The sequence below is a fragment of the Prauserella cavernicola genome, from assembly GCF_016595675.1.
GTDB classification, from domain to species: Bacteria; Actinomycetota; Actinomycetes; order Mycobacteriales; family Pseudonocardiaceae; genus Prauserella_A; species Prauserella_A cavernicola.
Genome location: NZ_JAENJH010000009.1, coordinates 251,993 through 266,149, shown reverse-complemented (window position 1 = coordinate 266,149; position 14,157 = coordinate 251,993). Strand labels below are relative to the sequence as shown.

General features: G+C 71.0%; 18 protein-coding genes. 13 read left to right on the top strand and 5 right to left on the bottom strand.

Features of this window, described 5'->3' with window-relative positions; translation table 11 throughout:
- Window positions 1–7: 7 nt before the first annotated feature.
- Window positions 8–283, bottom strand: coding sequence for a PASTA domain-containing protein (locus JHE00_RS28450; RefSeq protein ID WP_200323956.1), 276 nt, complete (start codon window positions 281–283; stop codon window positions 8–10).
- Between the two features lie 109 nt (window positions 284–392).
- Between JHE00_RS28450 and JHE00_RS35970 the strand changes: the two genes are divergently transcribed.
- Together JHE00_RS35970 and JHE00_RS28440 are read left to right on the top strand one after the other, a co-directional pair.
- Entirely contained in the window at window positions 393–1,289 is an 897-nt protein-coding gene (locus JHE00_RS35970; RefSeq protein ID WP_200323954.1) for a P-loop nucleotide/nucleoside kinase family protein, read from the top strand.
- A 32-nt stretch (window positions 1,290–1,321) separates the two neighbouring features.
- Window positions 1,322–1,951: an alpha-ketoglutarate-dependent dioxygenase AlkB gene (locus tag JHE00_RS28440; protein ID WP_200323952.1), complete on the top strand. Its 630-nt coding sequence runs from the start codon at window positions 1,322–1,324 to the stop codon at window positions 1,949–1,951.
- Between the two features lie 132 nt (window positions 1,952–2,083).
- Here the strand turns inward: JHE00_RS28440 and JHE00_RS28435 are convergent, their stop codons facing one another.
- On the bottom strand, window positions 2,084–4,300 hold the full coding sequence (locus JHE00_RS28435) for a VanW family protein (protein WP_230425068.1): 2,217 nt from the start codon (window positions 4,298–4,300) through the stop codon (window positions 2,084–2,086).
- A 95-nt stretch (window positions 4,301–4,395) separates the two neighbouring features.
- Complete coding sequence (locus JHE00_RS28430) at window positions 4,396–6,009, bottom strand: serine/threonine-protein kinase (RefSeq protein WP_200323950.1); 1,614 nt, start codon at window positions 6,007–6,009, stop codon at window positions 4,396–4,398.
- A gap of 265 nt (window positions 6,010–6,274) precedes the next feature.
- Between JHE00_RS28430 and JHE00_RS28425 the strand changes: the two genes are divergently transcribed.
- The 11 genes from JHE00_RS28425 to JHE00_RS28375 are packed head-to-tail and all read left to right on the top strand — an operon-like array spanning window position 6,275 to window position 11,814.
- Window positions 6,275–6,787: a hypothetical protein gene (locus tag JHE00_RS28425; RefSeq protein ID WP_230425067.1), complete on the top strand. Its 513-nt coding sequence runs from the start codon at window positions 6,275–6,277 to the stop codon at window positions 6,785–6,787.
- Between the two features lie 2 nt (window positions 6,788–6,789).
- The gene (locus tag JHE00_RS28420) at window positions 6,790–7,956 is read left to right on the top strand and encodes an SRPBCC family protein (RefSeq protein WP_200323946.1); all 1,167 of its coding nucleotides are present in this window, start codon (window positions 6,790–6,792) and stop codon (window positions 7,954–7,956) included.
- Window positions 7,953–8,357, top strand: coding sequence for a gas vesicle protein GvpJ (gvpJ, locus tag JHE00_RS28415; RefSeq protein WP_200323944.1), 405 nt, complete (start codon window positions 7,953–7,955; stop codon window positions 8,355–8,357). The genes JHE00_RS28420 and gvpJ overlap by 4 nt, the downstream gene beginning before the upstream one ends.
- A 1-nt stretch (window position 8,358) precedes the next feature.
- Window positions 8,359–9,135 carry a GvpL/GvpF family gas vesicle protein gene (locus JHE00_RS28410; protein WP_200323942.1) on the top strand — a complete coding sequence of 259 codons (777 nt, stop codon included), beginning with the start codon at window positions 8,359–8,361 and terminating at the stop codon, window positions 9,133–9,135.
- A 4-nt stretch (window positions 9,136–9,139) separates the two neighbouring features.
- Window positions 9,140–9,391, top strand: coding sequence for a gas vesicle protein GvpG (locus tag JHE00_RS28405; RefSeq protein WP_200323940.1), 252 nt, complete (start codon window positions 9,140–9,142; stop codon window positions 9,389–9,391).
- Window positions 9,392–9,396: 5 nt separating this feature from the next.
- Window positions 9,397–9,705, top strand: a complete 309-nt coding sequence (gene gvpO / locus JHE00_RS28400; protein WP_307832158.1) for a gas vesicle protein GvpO — start codon at window positions 9,397–9,399, stop codon at window positions 9,703–9,705.
- A complete protein-coding gene (locus tag JHE00_RS28395) occupies window positions 9,702–10,136 on the top strand; it encodes a gas vesicle protein (protein ID WP_200323930.1) in 435 nt (144 codons plus the stop codon). Before gvpO ends, JHE00_RS28395 begins: the two co-directional genes overlap by 4 nt.
- A gap of 21 nt (window positions 10,137–10,157) precedes the next feature.
- Window positions 10,158–10,940, top strand: a complete 783-nt coding sequence (locus tag JHE00_RS28390) for a GvpL/GvpF family gas vesicle protein (protein WP_307832157.1) — start codon at window positions 10,158–10,160, stop codon at window positions 10,938–10,940.
- Complete coding sequence (locus tag JHE00_RS28385) at window positions 10,937–11,128, top strand: gas vesicle protein (RefSeq protein WP_200323928.1); 192 nt, start codon at window positions 10,937–10,939, stop codon at window positions 11,126–11,128. The genes JHE00_RS28390 and JHE00_RS28385 overlap by 4 nt, the downstream gene beginning before the upstream one ends.
- Entirely contained in the window at window positions 11,121–11,423 is a 303-nt protein-coding gene (locus tag JHE00_RS28380) for a gas vesicle protein K (protein ID WP_307832156.1), read from the top strand. The genes JHE00_RS28385 and JHE00_RS28380 overlap by 8 nt, the downstream gene beginning before the upstream one ends.
- A 19-nt stretch (window positions 11,424–11,442) precedes the next feature.
- Window positions 11,443–11,814 (top strand): DUF6401 family natural product biosynthesis protein, encoded by a 372-nt coding sequence (locus JHE00_RS28375; protein WP_200323920.1) that lies wholly within the window; start codon window positions 11,443–11,445, stop codon window positions 11,812–11,814.
- 73 nt (window positions 11,815–11,887) lie between these two features.
- On the opposite strand, the gene JHE00_RS28370 is transcribed toward JHE00_RS28375, so the two are convergent.
- On the bottom strand, window positions 11,888–12,706 hold the full coding sequence (locus JHE00_RS28370; RefSeq protein WP_200324119.1) for a mechanosensitive ion channel family protein: 819 nt from the start codon (window positions 12,704–12,706) through the stop codon (window positions 11,888–11,890).
- 152 nt (window positions 12,707–12,858) lie between these two features.
- Window positions 12,859–13,917 (bottom strand): homocysteine S-methyltransferase, encoded by a 1,059-nt coding sequence (gene mmuM, locus JHE00_RS28365; RefSeq protein WP_200323918.1) that lies wholly within the window; start codon window positions 13,915–13,917, stop codon window positions 12,859–12,861.
- Between the last annotated feature and the right edge of the window lie 240 nt (window positions 13,918–14,157).

Here is a 14,157-nt window from a genome sequence, read left to right as displayed (position 1 = left end):
GTACCGCTCAGACCGGATCGAGCTCGCCGGACTCGACCGGAGTGGGCGGCACGAGCTCGGAGGAGGTGTCGCGGCCGGGGTGGGTCCAGAGCACCACCCGCGAGCCCTCCTCGGCGCCCGCCGTGCCGACCGGGCGCTGCGCGGTGACCACGCCCGTCGACGGCGGCTCCGCGCTCTCCGGCCCGACGGGCACCAGACCGGCACTCCGCACGATGGAGCACGCGTCCTGTGCTCCGAGGCCCACCACGTCGGGCACCTCGGTGACCGGTCGAGGTCGATGCATAGGTCGAGTGTAGGAGCCTTGTCGACACGGGGGCCGGGTGGAAAACCCGGTGGACAGCGCGTGCGGTCGGGTCTTCCCCCACCCCCGCGCCGGGACGCACACTGGAGACGTGGCCACCAGGCCGCGGCGCGACGTCTCCGTTCGCGAGCGGGCCCGCGCACTCGCCGAGGACCACGCCGCCGCGCCCACCGGCACGGCGAACCTGTGGTCGGCGACGCGAGAGCGCTGGCGAGCCGCGCGCGAACGGCGCCGTGTTCGCTCACCCGAGACAGACCGGCTGGCGCGGGAGTTCCTCGCCGGGCGACGGCCGCTGTTCGCCCAGCGCGCCACGACCGGCAGGGTGATCGCCGACGAACGCGAGGGCTGGGCCGACGCCCTCGACGTGGCCGCCCGCGCCGCGGCGGAGCGGCCCGGGGACGCCGCGGCACTGCTCGCCGCCTACCTCGAGTGCGCGCACGACACCGCGGCCACCACGCTGGGACACCACTTCCTCGCCTGGCACCTCGACGCGTCGGGCCACGTCGACCGCGCGGCGCGGCACCTGCGCCTGGCGACGGTGCGGCTCGTGCTCGTCGGCGGGATGCCGGGCTCGGGCAAGTCCACACTCAGCTCCGCACTCGGACCGAGACTCGGCGCGAGCGTGCTCAGCAAGCACAGCCAGGCACACCCCGACTGGTCGTACCAGGAGCTGCTGCGCCGGGCGGCGGTCGAACTGGGACTCGGCAGGCCCGTCGTGCTCGACGCGTCGTGGATGTCGCCCGAGCACCGCATCGCGGCCTCCAACCTGGCACACGACACGCACAGCACGCTGGTCTCGCTGTGCTGCTGGGCGCCGAAGGCCACCACGACCCGCCGGGGCGGCCCCCACTCCGAGCCGTGCACGCAGGCCGAGGCGCACATCAACCCGTGGCCCGGCGCGAGCACGGTCAACACGGCCGGCTCGCCCGCCGACTCCCTCACCCAGGCACTGGACCTCGTCGAGCCATTCCGGAACCACCCGGGGTAGAACACCTGTTCGATTACGGGTACGCTCGCGGGATGGAAGCCGCACTCCAGGGGTCGCTGTTCGGCGCGGGCGAGGAGCCCGCACTGGGCTCGCTCGGCGGCGTGCGCCGCACCGTGCTCGGCCATGGAGCGTGGGTCGACGTGCTGCCGGGCTGGCTCACGGGCGCCGACGCGCTGTTCGACCGGCTGGTCTCCGACGTGCCGTGGCACGCCGAGCGGAGGCGGATGTACGACCGGACGGTCGACGTGCCGCGGTTGCTCAGTTTCTACGACGAGCAGGACGCGCTGCCCGATCCCGTGCTGGCGCGGGCGCGCGCGGCGCTCAGCGAGCACTACCGGGACGAGCTCGGCGAGCCGTTCCGCACGGCCGGGCTCTGCTACTACCGCGACGGCGACGACAGCGTGGCGTGGCACGGCGACACCGTCGGCAGGGGCAGCACCGAGGACACGATGGTCGCGATCCTGTCGGTGGGGGCGCCGAGGGCACTGTTGCTGCGGCCGCGAGAGGGTGGTGGCGGCTCCGTTCGCCACGGCCTCGGTCACGGCGACCTGATCGTGATGGGCGGTTCGTGCCAGCGCACGTGGGAGCACGCCGTGCCCAAGACGACCAAGCCCGTCGGACCGCGCATCAGCATCCAGTTCCGTCCCCGGGGTGTGCGGTGACGGTCGTCAGACCGTGAGCTCGCGCGTGTCGTCGTGGTGCCGGTGACGAGTCCGTCGTGGACGGTCGGTCCACGTGCCACGGCCGCGGGAACCGGTTCGGCGGACACGTCCACTCGCCTGCTCGGCCGAGCGCTACGCGCCCGCGTCCTCCTGTTGAGTGCCCTGGGTGCCTTGAGTGCCCTGCGTGTCCTGGTCCTGGTTCCCGGTGTCACCGGGGTCGCCGCCGTCGCCGGGTTCGGGAGGCGCCGAGGACTCGGACTCCGGCTGCGGCTCGGGTTCGGGCTCGGGTTCCGGCTCCTCGCAGACGATCGTCGGCTGCGGGTTGTAGACCACGGTGCGCGGTTCGCGGCGGAGTTCCTCACCGGACTCGGCATCACGGATGATGCGCGTGTCGGTGACGCTGAACCCGCTGGAGCCGCTACTCGGCGCACACGTCGCGATGGGCTGGACCTCCACCGACGGCGAGGTGTAGCCGAAGGGCTCTCCGGTGACGGACTCGACCTCGACGTGCTTGGTGCCCCACAGCTTCACGGTGATGTCCGACTCCGTCCAGATGGTCTGGATGACCACGCCGGTCTCGGTGTCGTTGGTGAACTTCAGGTCGATCACGCTGGAGCCGTCGGGGTTCTGGAACACGGTCGCTTCCCGGCCCTGCGGGTAGCGGCTGATGTAGTAGCTGTGTTCCTGGTGCTCGACGTCGGTCATCCCGGCGAAGTAGTAGGCGTTGTAGAGCGTGGTCGCGAACTGCGAGATGCCGCCGCCCACCGCGCGTCCCGGCACGCCGTTGGAGATCACGCCCGCACCGACGTAGCCCTGTTCGGTGCCGCGGGGACCGGTGAAACCGTTGAGGCTGAACGAGTCCCCCGGTTTCACGACCGCGCCGTCGACCTCCTCGGCCACCGTGCGGATGTTGATCCCGGAGTCGTAGGCGAAGCCACTGGTCGTGAACTCTCCGATGACCTCCTCGATGCCGAGCTGCTCGGCCTCCTCGGTGGTCAACGACGCGGGCTGGGCCGCGTACTTCGCGGTGACGGCGCGCTCGCCGGTCTCGCGCAGCACGTCGGGCAGACCGGACAGGGTCGCCTTCCAGTCGATGCCCCTGCCGTGCGCGGACTCCTCGATCCGCACGGAGTCGCCCTCGAACACGAAGCTCGCGTCGCGACCGCGCTGCTCGGTCGACGCCAGCTGCGGGCCCACGTCCCCGACCACGACCTCCTGGTCGATGCGGGGTTCCAGCGAGCCGTCGTCGCGCGCGGCGAACGTCAGCGCCGCGGCGATCGTCTCGGGGCTCAGCACGGCGTCCTTGTTCTCGCCACGCACGGTCACCGGACCGGAGACGGCGGGCGTCGCTATCTCCTCCAGCGCGGTGCGCACCGACTCAGGAGTGCTGCGCACGTCCAGCGTCGACACGGGAAGCGCGACACCGCCCTCCGCGGGCCAGTGCCGAAGGATCTCGGCGCGCGCCGCGCCGACGTCGAGCCGCTGGCCGGGACGGGGATCCTCGGGTACGGGGGTGAGCCCGTCGAAGCGCACGGTGCCCTCGGCGGCCGCGCGGTCGGTGGCGGCGCGCACGCGCTCCACCTCGGCGTCGAAACGCTCCTGATCGGCCTCGGACACCACGCCGATCTCGTCGGTGGTGAAGAACGACGCGATCCGCGTGAACGGGTTCAGCGGCTGATCGGCGGCCTCGGAGACGGTGCCCGCCCAGTCGACGCGCAGGTCCACGGCGGCGGGATCGAGGGTGTGGGTCTGCTCGCCCGCCGTCAGCTCGACCGGCCCCGCGAGCCGGGGTTCCAGCTCGGAGCGCAGCAGTTGCTCGGCGTCGTCGGTGCTCATTCCGCTGACGTCCACGCCTGCCACCGTGGTGCCCCGTGCGACGTCGCCCTGGCTGATCAACAGGTCGAGCCCGTACAGCAGGGCGAGCCCGCCGACGACGGATCCGGCGATGATCCCGGCCCTGCGCAGCTTCCGGTTCCGGGCCCGGGTGTCCACTCCGGACTCCGGCGGCGTGTCCAGCTGCACCTTCGGCAGCACCACCGTGGCCTCGACGTCGTCCCGGCCGGTGTCCGGACTGGCCTGAACAGTGTCCTGCTCGGCGACCGCGCTCTCGTCCTGGGCGGTGCTTTGGCCTGCGTCCTGTTCGGCGACCGGACTGTCGTCCTGGGCGGTGTCCCGGCTCGCGTCCGCGCCGGTGTCCTGCTCGGCTGCCGGACTCGCGTCGTGATCGACGTCGTGGCTCGCGTCCGGGCTCGAGTCCTGACTGGCCTGCTCGACGGTCTGTTCTGCTGCCGCGTCGGCGGACTGCTGCCCGTCAGGACGCTCCTCGGCCGAACTGTTCTCCTGCGACAAGATGTCCCCGACTGGTCCCTGGTCCGCCACGGTCAACGAAGCTGGACAAAACTACCCCACCAGGCAGGATTCGCTGATCGGTACCCCGGGCAACCTCAGCCGTCGTCGTCGGAATCGTCGTCGCCGCGGTCCTCGTGCTTGCGGCCCTTGCCGCCCTTGTCGTCCTTCTTGTCGTCGCTGTCTTTCTTGTCCGCCTTGATCTGGCGGGACGACATGAGCTCGTCGGAGTCGATCAGCGGAGTGCCGTCCTCCACGACCAGGCCTAGCCGGTGGACCTCGCGGTACACGTCGCCGCCTGCCACGGTCAGCTCGATGCCGACCTGCACGGTCGACTCGCCGTACGTCGCGGGACCGTTCACCACCTCGACGGCCTTGATGTCGCTCCAGAACCGCTCGTACTGCTGCTGCCCCTGCTTCCGCAGTCCGGGGCCCAGCGACTGCCAGCCCGCGTCGGTGTCGTCGGGCAGCGACGCGTAGTAGCCGGCGACGGCCTGCGCGAGGTCGTCCGGGTCGACGGTCTCGGAGGTCGGTGCCGGTGACGGCGTGCTCACGGCGGTGGTCGTGGCGGCGGTGGTGAGTGCGGCCGCACCGGCCGCGGTGTCCGACGACTCGGCGGTGGCGGTCACGAGCAGCTCGGCCACCAGGATGCCGATGGCCGCCGCGGCGATGACGGCGAGCGCGGTCAGGGCGATGCGCTTGCGCGAGCCCTCGTTCTTCGGCGCCGGGCCCGACGGAGCGTGGTTGTGCGCCGCGGCGCGTTGCGGCGGGGAGGGCGGCTGGGGCGGCGGCACCGAGGGGTGGAGGTCGAGCCGGGTCGCGGGCCTGCGCGGCGGCGCGGCGGGCAAGGTCGCGGGCAGCGTAGGCGGTTCGACGAGCACCGGCGGCTTTCCGTCTGCGACGGCCTGCAGCGACTCGGCGACCTGCGCCATCGTGGGCCGCGTCGCGGGCTCGGTGCCCAGCATGGCCTGCAGCTGCGCGGTGAGCGGGCCCGCCTGACGCGGCGGGATCGTCCGGCCCGTCGCGACCGTATGCAACAACGCGATCTCGTTCTCGGTGTTGCCGAACGGCGGCTGACCCTCGATGGCCGCGTAGAGCGTGGCGCCGAGCGAGAACACGTCCGAGGCCGGGCCGGGCTCGGCACCGCGCGCGGTTTCGGGCGACAGGTACGCGGGCGTGCCCGCGAGCAGGCCGGTGCTGGTCACGCTGATGTCACCGGCGGCGCGGGAGATGCCGAAGTCGGTGATCTTGGTGGTGCCGTCGTCGCCGAGCAGGATGTTGCCCGGCTTGACGTCGCGGTGGATCACCCCGGCCGCGTGGGCCACGGTCAGCGCCGAGGCGACCTGCGCGCCGATGCGGGCGGCTTCGACCGGCGGCAGCACGCTGCGCTCGTCGAGCACCGCGGAGAGACTGCGCGACGGCAGGTACTCCATCACCAGCAACGGGTGACCGTCCTCGTCGGCGACGTTGTAGAGCGAGATGGCGTGGGGATGCTGCAACCGCGCAGCGATGCGCCCCTCCCGGAACGCGCGCTGGCGCGCCTTCTCGGTCTCGGTCTCGTTGAGCCCCGGCGGCAGCAGGAGCTGCTTCACCGCGACCACGCGGTCGAGGCGCTCGTCGACCGCACGCCACACGACTCCCATCGCGCCGCTGCCGATACGAGCCTGGAGGCGGTAACGGCCTGCGACCAGCCGTCCCTCGTCGTCACTCACCTACGCCTCCCCTTTCACGCGGACAGATTACGGCGTGTGTTCCCGGCTCACCCGCCTAGGACCCGACACATGCTGGTCCACCTGGAGTAATTCGCCTCCGGGCGACCAAAACAGCGTTTTGGTGTCACCCGATCGCGGGTAACTGGAGCGAGCAAGACCCGGCACGTTAGCAAACACCAATGATCGAAGGAGATCGATCGTGAAAGGCGGGGCACAGGTTGCCGCGGCGGTTGGAGCCGGTTACCTCCTTGGACGCACTCGCAAGATGCGGCTGGCGCTGATGATCGCCGCCGCGGGCGCCACCGGAAAGTTCGGTGCGGCACCTCGCGAGCTGCTGCAACAGGGAGTGAAACGGCTCGCAGCGTCGCCAGAACTCAGCAAGATCACCGACAGCGTCCGAGGTGAGCTGCTCGACGCGGCCAGGTCGGCGGCGGTCACGGCGGCGAGCAGTCGCATCGACTCGCTCAACGACCGGCTGCAGGACCGGATCACCAATCCGGTGCGCGGCACGCGCGGACAGGACGAGAACGGCGAACAGCCCGCGGACGACGACTACATCGACGCCGACGAGGAACCCGTCGACGACTCCGTGGAGTCCGACAACGGCGAAGTGTCCGAAGTGTCCGACGAGCCCGAGGCCGACGAGGAACCGGAACCGCCCCGGCGCAGGAACGCCCCGGCCACCCGGTCCACGCAGAGCCGCTCGAGCCGTAGCCGCGCCACCACACAGGCACGGTCCGCATCCGGACGGGCACCCGTCCGGCGCACCGGGAGGTGAGGATGATGGCCACGAGATCGGCTGCGAACGCGACGAAAGCCGCGGGAGGCACGGCCAAGAAAGCGGCGGGAGGCGCCGCGAAGACCGCGAGTGGGGCGGCGAAGACCGCGGGCGGGGCCGCGCAGGCGGCGAGTTCCGCACTGTCACCCTCGGAGTTGCTGAAGCAGGCGCTCGGACAGCTGGCCACGACCATGGCCCAGCGGGCGGCGTCGTCGGTGACCGACCGCGTGTCCGCCACGGCGGAGCGGCTCACCGACTACGCCGAGAGCGGCGGAGGCGGCGGCGGACTCAAGGCCGCGCTCACCGGAGCGTCCAAGCTTGCCGAGGGCAAGTCACCGATGTCAGCGGCGCTGAGCGCCGGGTTCTCCGGCATCAAGGACAAGGTCAAGAACGCCGTCGGGCTCGGTGGCGGCGGCGAGGGCGGCGGCACCAGCACCAAGGTGAAGGTCACCAACATCGTCGAGTCCATCGACATCGGCGTGCCCATCGACCTGGCCTACGACCAGTGGACCCGCTTCACCGACTTCCCCCGGTTCATGAAGAAGGTCGAGAGCGTGGAGCAGGTCTCCGACGAGAAGCTCGCGTGGAAGGCTCAGATCTTCCTGTCCCACCGCACGTGGGAGTCGACGATCCAGGAGCAGGTCCCCAACGAGCGGATCGTCTGGCGTTCCAAGGGCCAGAAGGGCTATGTGGACGGTGCGGTGACGTTCCACGAGCTCGCGCCGAACCTCACCAGGATCGTGCTGGTGCTCGAGTACCACCCGCAGGGCCTGTTCGAGAAGACCGGCAACATCTGGCGCGCACAGGGTCGCCGGGCCCGGCTGGAGCTCAAGCACTTCAGCCGCTACGTCAGCGCCCACGCGATCCTGCGCCCCGACGAGGTCGAGGGCTGGCGCGGCGAGATCCGCGACGGCGAGGTCGTCGAGGAGTCCGAAGAGGACACCGATGAGGCCGAGGACGAGCGCGAGGACGACGACCTCGACGCCGAGGACACAGAAGACACCGACGACACCGAAGAAGAAAAGGAAGTAGACGCCGGCGAACCGGACGTCGCCGAAGCAGAGGACGACGAGGAAGAGGAGGAGGCTCCCAGGCCCCGAAGGCGTCGCCGGGCCGCGGAGGGGACGCCGACCCGCAGGAGCAGCAGGAGCCGAGGAGGTCGTTCGTGACCACAGCCGTACAGCCGTCAGGCGGAGGAGGCGGCTTCAGCGGCCCCTCGTCGTCTGGCCTCGCCGACGTCATCGACACCATTCTGGACAAGGGCCTCGTGATCGACGCCTATGTGCGCGTCTCCCTCGTCGGCATCGAACTGCTGACGATCGACGCGCGGATCGTCGTGGCGAGCGTGGACACCTACCTGCGCTTCGCGGAGGCGGTGAACCGGCTCGACATCCCGGCCAACGACCAGCAGAAGGGGCTGCCCGACCTCATGCAGGACATGACCGAGGGCGGCGCCAAGTCGAAGACGAAGGGCGCGCTGGAAGCAGCGGGAGAGAAGCTCACGGACTTCCTCGGCGCCGACGACGACGAGGAACGGCAGACCGCCCGCCGCAAGCGGAGGGACGGCTGACATGACGACCGGCGAGCAGACCGAGCACAGAACCGCTCTCTACGTGTACGGAATCGTGCCCTCCGACGTCGAGAGCGACCCCGAGGCGCGGGGAATCGGCGACCCGCCAAGCCCGATCACGCTGGTGAAGCACGGCGACGTCGCGGCGCTGGTGAGCGAGATCGACGCCGGGACGCCGCTCGGCAAACCCGCGGACCTGTCCATGCACGCGCAGGTGCTCGACGCCACCTCGGGGGTGGCCCCGGTGCTGCCACTGCGCTTCGGCGCGGTCGTGGCCGGGGAGGACGCCGTCACCGAGGAACTGCTCGCCGAGCACCACGACGAGTTCCGTTCCGCGTTGGAGGAGCTCGAGGGCAAGGCCCAGTACGTCGTCAAGGGCCGCTACGACGAGCAGGCGATCCTGCGCGAGATCCTGTCCGAGAGCGACGAGGCCGCGCGGTTGCGGGACTCCGTGAACAGCCTGCCCGAGGACGCCGCCCGCAACGACCGCATCGCGCTGGGCGAGCTGATCAACAACACGATCGCCGCGAAACGTGAGCAGGACACCAGCCGGACGGTCGAGGTGCTCGAGGGCGCGTGTGTGGCGCTGAACGTGCGGGAGGCGACCCACGAGCGCGACGCCGTGTACCTCGCGTGCCTGTGCGAGGTGGCCGAGCAGGACGAGCTCGAGCGCGTGGTCGGCGAGCTGGCGCAGGACTGGGAGGGCAGGGTCGAGTTGCGGCTGCTCGGTCCGCTCGCCCCCTACGACTTCGTCGTGACGCAGCAACCGCAGGGGTGAGGACATGGGTCTGCTCTCGTTCATCACCGGGCTCCCGCTGGCCCCGGTCCGTGGGGTGATCTCGCTCGGCAAGGTCGTCCAGGAGCAAGTGGAGTCCGAGCTGTACGACCCGGCCTCGGTGCGCAGGGAGCTCGAGGCCGCCGAGGAGGCGAGGGCCGCGGGTGAGATCACCGCCGAGGAGGAGGCGCGGATCCAGCAGGCCGCCCTCGACCGGATGACCGGTGACCGCGAGGCTCCCGGCGCCGGAAAGGAGTGATGGCGGTGGCAGGCGAACGACGCACTTCCCGCAAGGCCCCGGCGGAACTGTCCGCACCGGATGCCGCCGAGACGGCACTCGGCCACATCTCGTCGCTGACGGGCAGGGAGCTCATCGGCGCCACGTCGGTGGAGCCGACCGACGACGGGTGGCGTGTGGGGGTGGAGGTGATCGAGGAACGGCGCATTCCCTCCACATCGGACTTGCTCGCACAGTACGAGGTGGACCTCGACCTGACCGGAGAGCTGCTGGCCTACCGCAGGGCCCGCCGCTACGTCAGGGGCAGAACGGACGCAGGGAACGGGATCGCATGACCGAGATCGGACGGCCGACCTCCACCGCGCTCGGTGGCGCACAGGGATCGAGCCGGAGCGCCAACCTCGGGGACATCCTCGAGCGCGTGCTCGACAAGGGGCTCGTGATCGCCGGGGACATCCAGGTGAACCTGCTCGACATCGAACTGCTCACCATCAAGCTGCGGCTCGTGGTCGCCTCGCTGGAGACGGCGAAGGAGGTGGGCATCGACTGGTGGGAGAGCGACCCGTGGCTCACCAGCGGCAACGACCGCCGTGAGCTGGAACAGGAGAACCGGGAGCTGCGGGAGCGCGTGGCCAGACTCGAGTCGGGGCGTGCGGAACCCAAGCAGGTCGAGGCGGCCGACGACGAGTACGACGACGAGCAGGTGGATGTGGTGGACGGCGAGTTCGCCGCCGAACAGGAGCCGGCAGAGCGGGAGCGCGGCTAAGGCGGAGGGAATCGGGGGACGATGATGGCGGACAAGGAAGGACGCTGGCTCTACGCCGTGGCTCGCGATGTGGCCGTGGGCTCCCGGACGCTGACCGGCGTGGCCGGTGAGCCGGTACGGGTGCTCGAGAGTTCGGGACTCGCCGCCGTGGTGAGCGACGTGGACCTCGCCGAGTTCGGAGCCGAACCGCTGAAGAGCAACCTGGAGGACCTGGACTGGCTCGCGGACACCGCCCGCGCCCACGACGCCGTGGTGACCGCCGTGGTGCGGGCAGCGCCGGCCGCGGTGCCCCTGCGGCTCGCGACGGTCTATCTCGGCGACGACCGGGTACGCGAACTGCTGACGCGGCGCGCGGCCGACTTCGGCGTCGCGCTGGACCAGTTGACGGGGCGCACCGAGTGGGGCGTGAAGGGCTACGCCGACCCGGACGCGCTGGCCGAGGTGGCCGAGCAGGCGGCCTCGGAGGGCTCCGGCGCGGGCACCGCGTACCTGTTGCGCCGCAAGGCGCAGCTGTCGGCGAGGGAGCGGGCCGAGCAGACGGCCGCCGCGCGAGCCGACCGGCTGCACGGCGAGATCGCCGGGCTGGCCACGGCCGCGCGCAGGCACCCGCCGCAGGACCCGAAGCTGTCCGGGCAGCGCGACTGGATGGTGCTCAACGGCGCCTACCTGGTCGACGACGTGTTGGCGGACGAGCTCGCCGCGATCGTGGAACGCCTCGGCTCCGAGCTGCCGGGCGTGCGGCTGGAGCTGACCGGACCGTGGCCGCCGTACTCCTTCGCCGGAGTCGAGCAGGAGCGGGAATGAGCGAACTGGAGCCCGCACCCGAGCGCCGGATCGCGCTCGTGGACCTCCTGGACCGGGTACTCGCCGGCGGCGTGGTGCTCTCCGGCGAGGTGACGCTGTCGATCGCCGAGGTGGACCTGGTGCACGTGTCGCTGCGGGCGCTGATCACCTCGGCGAGCACGTTGGAACGGAGCCTGTCCGGTGAGTGAGAACCCCCACAGAAACGAGCTGACCGAGCACATCGACGCCGATCCCGAGACCGTCGAGAAGGGTCTCGTGAGCCTGGTCCTGACCATCGTGGAGCTGCTGCGGCAGCTGATGGAACGGCAGGCGCTGCGGCGTGTCGACGACGGAAAACTGAGCGATGAGCAGGTGGAACGCATCGGCCTGACCCTGATGCGACTCGAGGAGCGGATGGGTGAGCTGCGGGATCACTTCGGGCTCGAACCCGAGGACCTCAACATCGATCTAGGACCGCTGGGCCCTCTTCTCGCACCCGAATAGGTGACATAGGCTCCGCCCCATGGGTTGGTTGTCGAACGCGTGGCACGAGTCTGCCTCCAGGCGGGAGCTCGCCGCGCTCTCCGACCGGCTGAGCCGGGTCGGGCTCGCCGCGAGTGGTCTGGCCCCGGGTCTGCTCGCCACGGTCGACCAGCACGCCGCGGCGATTCGCGACATCCTCGCACTGTCGGGCGACCGCGTCGGAGCCATCGAGCTGGCCGGTTACGCCCGCGGGATCCAGGACGTCGCCGAGGAGTCCGGCTGGCAGCCGCCCGCCAGGGGCGCCTTCGCCGGCGACTGGGTCAGCCTGCGGCTCCTCGCGGTGTGCCTGCTCGCCACGGCGGGCACCGTCGCGGTGACGAGCGGTGACATCGACCCGCTGCTGTTCTTCTGAAGTTCTCGGGACACGATGAGGGCGCCAGGGACATGCCCTGGCGCCCTCATCTGTTTTCCTGGTTATCGAGTGGTCACGGGTAGTCACCGCGGGAGTGCTGCGGCAGCGTTCCCGACGTGCCGGTCTGGATCGGCTCGGTCTGCGGTGACTGCGGCGATGGCATTCCCTGCTGCTCCGAGTGAGCCCGCGTGGCGTCTTCGCGGCCACGCTCGTAGGCCTCGTTCTTCGGGTTCGCCTTGGGCAGCTCGTCCTCGGCCTTGTTCAGCCAGCGGTCCCAGCGCTGCTGCATCGGGCGGACCATGCCGCCGCCGAGGCCGACGACCAGGATCCCGCCGACCGTCGCGAGCACGGTGACCAGCACCGGCGTGGTGACGGCGGTGGCGACGCCGATCTGGTTCAGCGCGGCGATGACGCCGAGGGCGACGATGAAGACCTGGGCGACCCGCGCGATGAGGTTGCCGTAGCTGAGGCCACCGAGTGCGCTGCCCGCCAGATCGCGCACCGCGCTGGCGATGGCTGCGGCCACCACGATGATGACGATCGCGACGATCGCCTTCGGCAGCCAGGCCACGATGCCCGCCAGCATGTCGCTGATCGGGTTCGACCCGAAGACGCCGAACGCCATCTGCAACGCGATCAGCAGCACCGCGTAGTACACGAGTGCCGCGATCAGTCCGCTCGCGTCGTACTTGGACCGCGCGAGCGCCTGCTTGATACCTCCGCGCTCGACGGCGCGGTCGAAGTTCAGCCGATCCAATACGACGTCGACCAGTTTGCGAAGGGCTTTCGCAACAAGCCAACCGATGACCAGGATCACCAGGAAAACGGCGAACTTCGGCAGGAAGGTAATGACTGACCGAAGCGCGTCGTTGAACGATTCCGTGATGTTCATCCGGCTTCCATCCTTTCCGTGGCCGGCCGGTTCACCGTGCCAGACATGACGTTCGCGGCACGATGTAACTCCCGTGTGGACAGTGGTAACCCACGAGACGAGGGTCACACGCCGGCGGCGAGGACGCCTTTCGGGAATTGCGGACAGCTCGATCAGGTGAGGCCGAGCGAACGCGCCAAATCTGCGATGTCACCTGGGCGCACCCGGCAGCAACCACCCACGAGGGCGGCGCCCTCGACGATCCACTGGTTCACTCCACCGGGCGAGAACGCGGATCGCCCCGTCCAGCGCCTGTTCCTGGCGTCCCAGCCCTCCCCGCTGTTCGGGTAGACCACGACGGGTTTGCCGGTGACCTCCCGCGCGATCACGACCGCGTCGGCGACCTCGTCCGGCGAGCAGCAGTTGACGCCGACGGCCAGCACCCGCTCGCGCTCCGCCGCGACGGCGAACGCGTCCTCCAGGCGCTGCCCGGCGCGGGTCCGCCCGCCCGCGACGGTGTAGGAGAGCCAGGCGGGCACGTCCACGGACTCGAGCGCGTCGAGCTCGGCGACCGCCTCGTCCACATCGGGCACCGTCTCGAAGGCGATCAGGTCCGGCTTCGCCTCGGCGAGCACCTCCAGCCGGGGCCGGTGGAAGGCGAGCAGCTCACGGTGGCTCAGGCCGTACCGGCCGCGGTACTCCGAACCGTCGGCGAGGACCGCACCGTACGGACCCACCGACGCGGCGACCCGGCGCCGCCCGCCGGAGGTATCGAAGGCACCGCCGCTCCAGCCGCCGGTTCGGCCGCCGCTCCAGCCGCCGGTTTGGTCGCCGTTTCGGCTGCCGGTTCGGTCGCCGGTTCTGCCGGACGCGCCATCGGCGTCGCCGCCCGAGGCATCGTCCGTGGCACCGCCTGGGGCGGTGCCGCTGCTGTCGCCCGCGACGGCGTCGCGCGCTCGCCGGGCCAGCTCGACGCTGCGGCGCATCAGCCGGGCGGCCTCGGCGGTGCCGATGCCGCGCGTGGCGAAGCCCGGAAAGCTCGCCTGGTAACTCGCCGTGGTGGCGACCTCGGCACCCGCGCGGAAGAACGCGGTGTGGGCGGCGACGATCGCATCGGGGTCGTCGGCGAGCAGGCGTGCCGACCACAACGAGTCGGAGAGGTCGTACCCGCGAGCCTCCAGCTCGGTGGCGAGCCCGCCGTCGAGCAGAACCGGCCCACCGGACGAGAACACCCCTCCACCCTAACCACCCGCGAGTCCCCCGCTCCGGCCCGCGAGTCCCCCGCCCAAGCCCGCGAGTCCCCCGCCCAAGTCCGCGAGTCCCCCGTTCCGGCACGCGAGTCCCCCGCTCCGGCACGCGAGTCCCCCACCCAAGCCCGCGAGTCCCCCGCCCAAGTCCGCGAGTCCCCCGTTCCGGCACGCGAGTCCCCCGCTCGGGCGCGAGAGTCCCCGTCCAGCACCGGAGTCACCGGC

Excerpts from the sequence above, each read along its gene's own strand:
- JHE00_RS28450 (WP_200323956.1), bottom strand. The coding sequence starts at position 283 with ATGCATCGACCTCGACCGGTCACCGAGGTGCCCGACGTGGTGGGCCTC.
- JHE00_RS28440 (WP_200323952.1), top strand. The coding sequence starts at position 1,322 with ATGGAAGCCGCACTCCAGGGGTCGCTGTTCGGCGCGGGCGAGGAGCCC.
- JHE00_RS28425 (WP_230425067.1), top strand. The coding sequence starts at position 6,275 with ATGCGGCTGGCGCTGATGATCGCCGCCGCGGGCGCCACCGGAAAGTTC.
- JHE00_RS28420 (WP_200323946.1), top strand. The coding sequence starts at position 6,790 with ATGATGGCCACGAGATCGGCTGCGAACGCGACGAAAGCCGCGGGAGGC.
- JHE00_RS28410 (WP_200323942.1), top strand. The coding sequence starts at position 8,359 with ATGACGACCGGCGAGCAGACCGAGCACAGAACCGCTCTCTACGTGTAC.
- JHE00_RS28405 (WP_200323940.1), top strand. The coding sequence starts at position 9,140 with ATGGGTCTGCTCTCGTTCATCACCGGGCTCCCGCTGGCCCCGGTCCGT.
- JHE00_RS28395 (WP_200323930.1), top strand. The coding sequence starts at position 9,702 with ATGACCGAGATCGGACGGCCGACCTCCACCGCGCTCGGTGGCGCACAG.
- JHE00_RS28390 (WP_307832157.1), top strand. The coding sequence starts at position 10,158 with ATGATGGCGGACAAGGAAGGACGCTGGCTCTACGCCGTGGCTCGCGAT.
- JHE00_RS28385 (WP_200323928.1), top strand. The coding sequence starts at position 10,937 with ATGAGCGAACTGGAGCCCGCACCCGAGCGCCGGATCGCGCTCGTGGAC.
- JHE00_RS28375 (WP_200323920.1), top strand. The coding sequence starts at position 11,443 with ATGGGTTGGTTGTCGAACGCGTGGCACGAGTCTGCCTCCAGGCGGGAG.
- JHE00_RS28370 (WP_200324119.1), bottom strand. The coding sequence starts at position 12,706 with ATGAACATCACGGAATCGTTCAACGACGCGCTTCGGTCAGTCATTACC.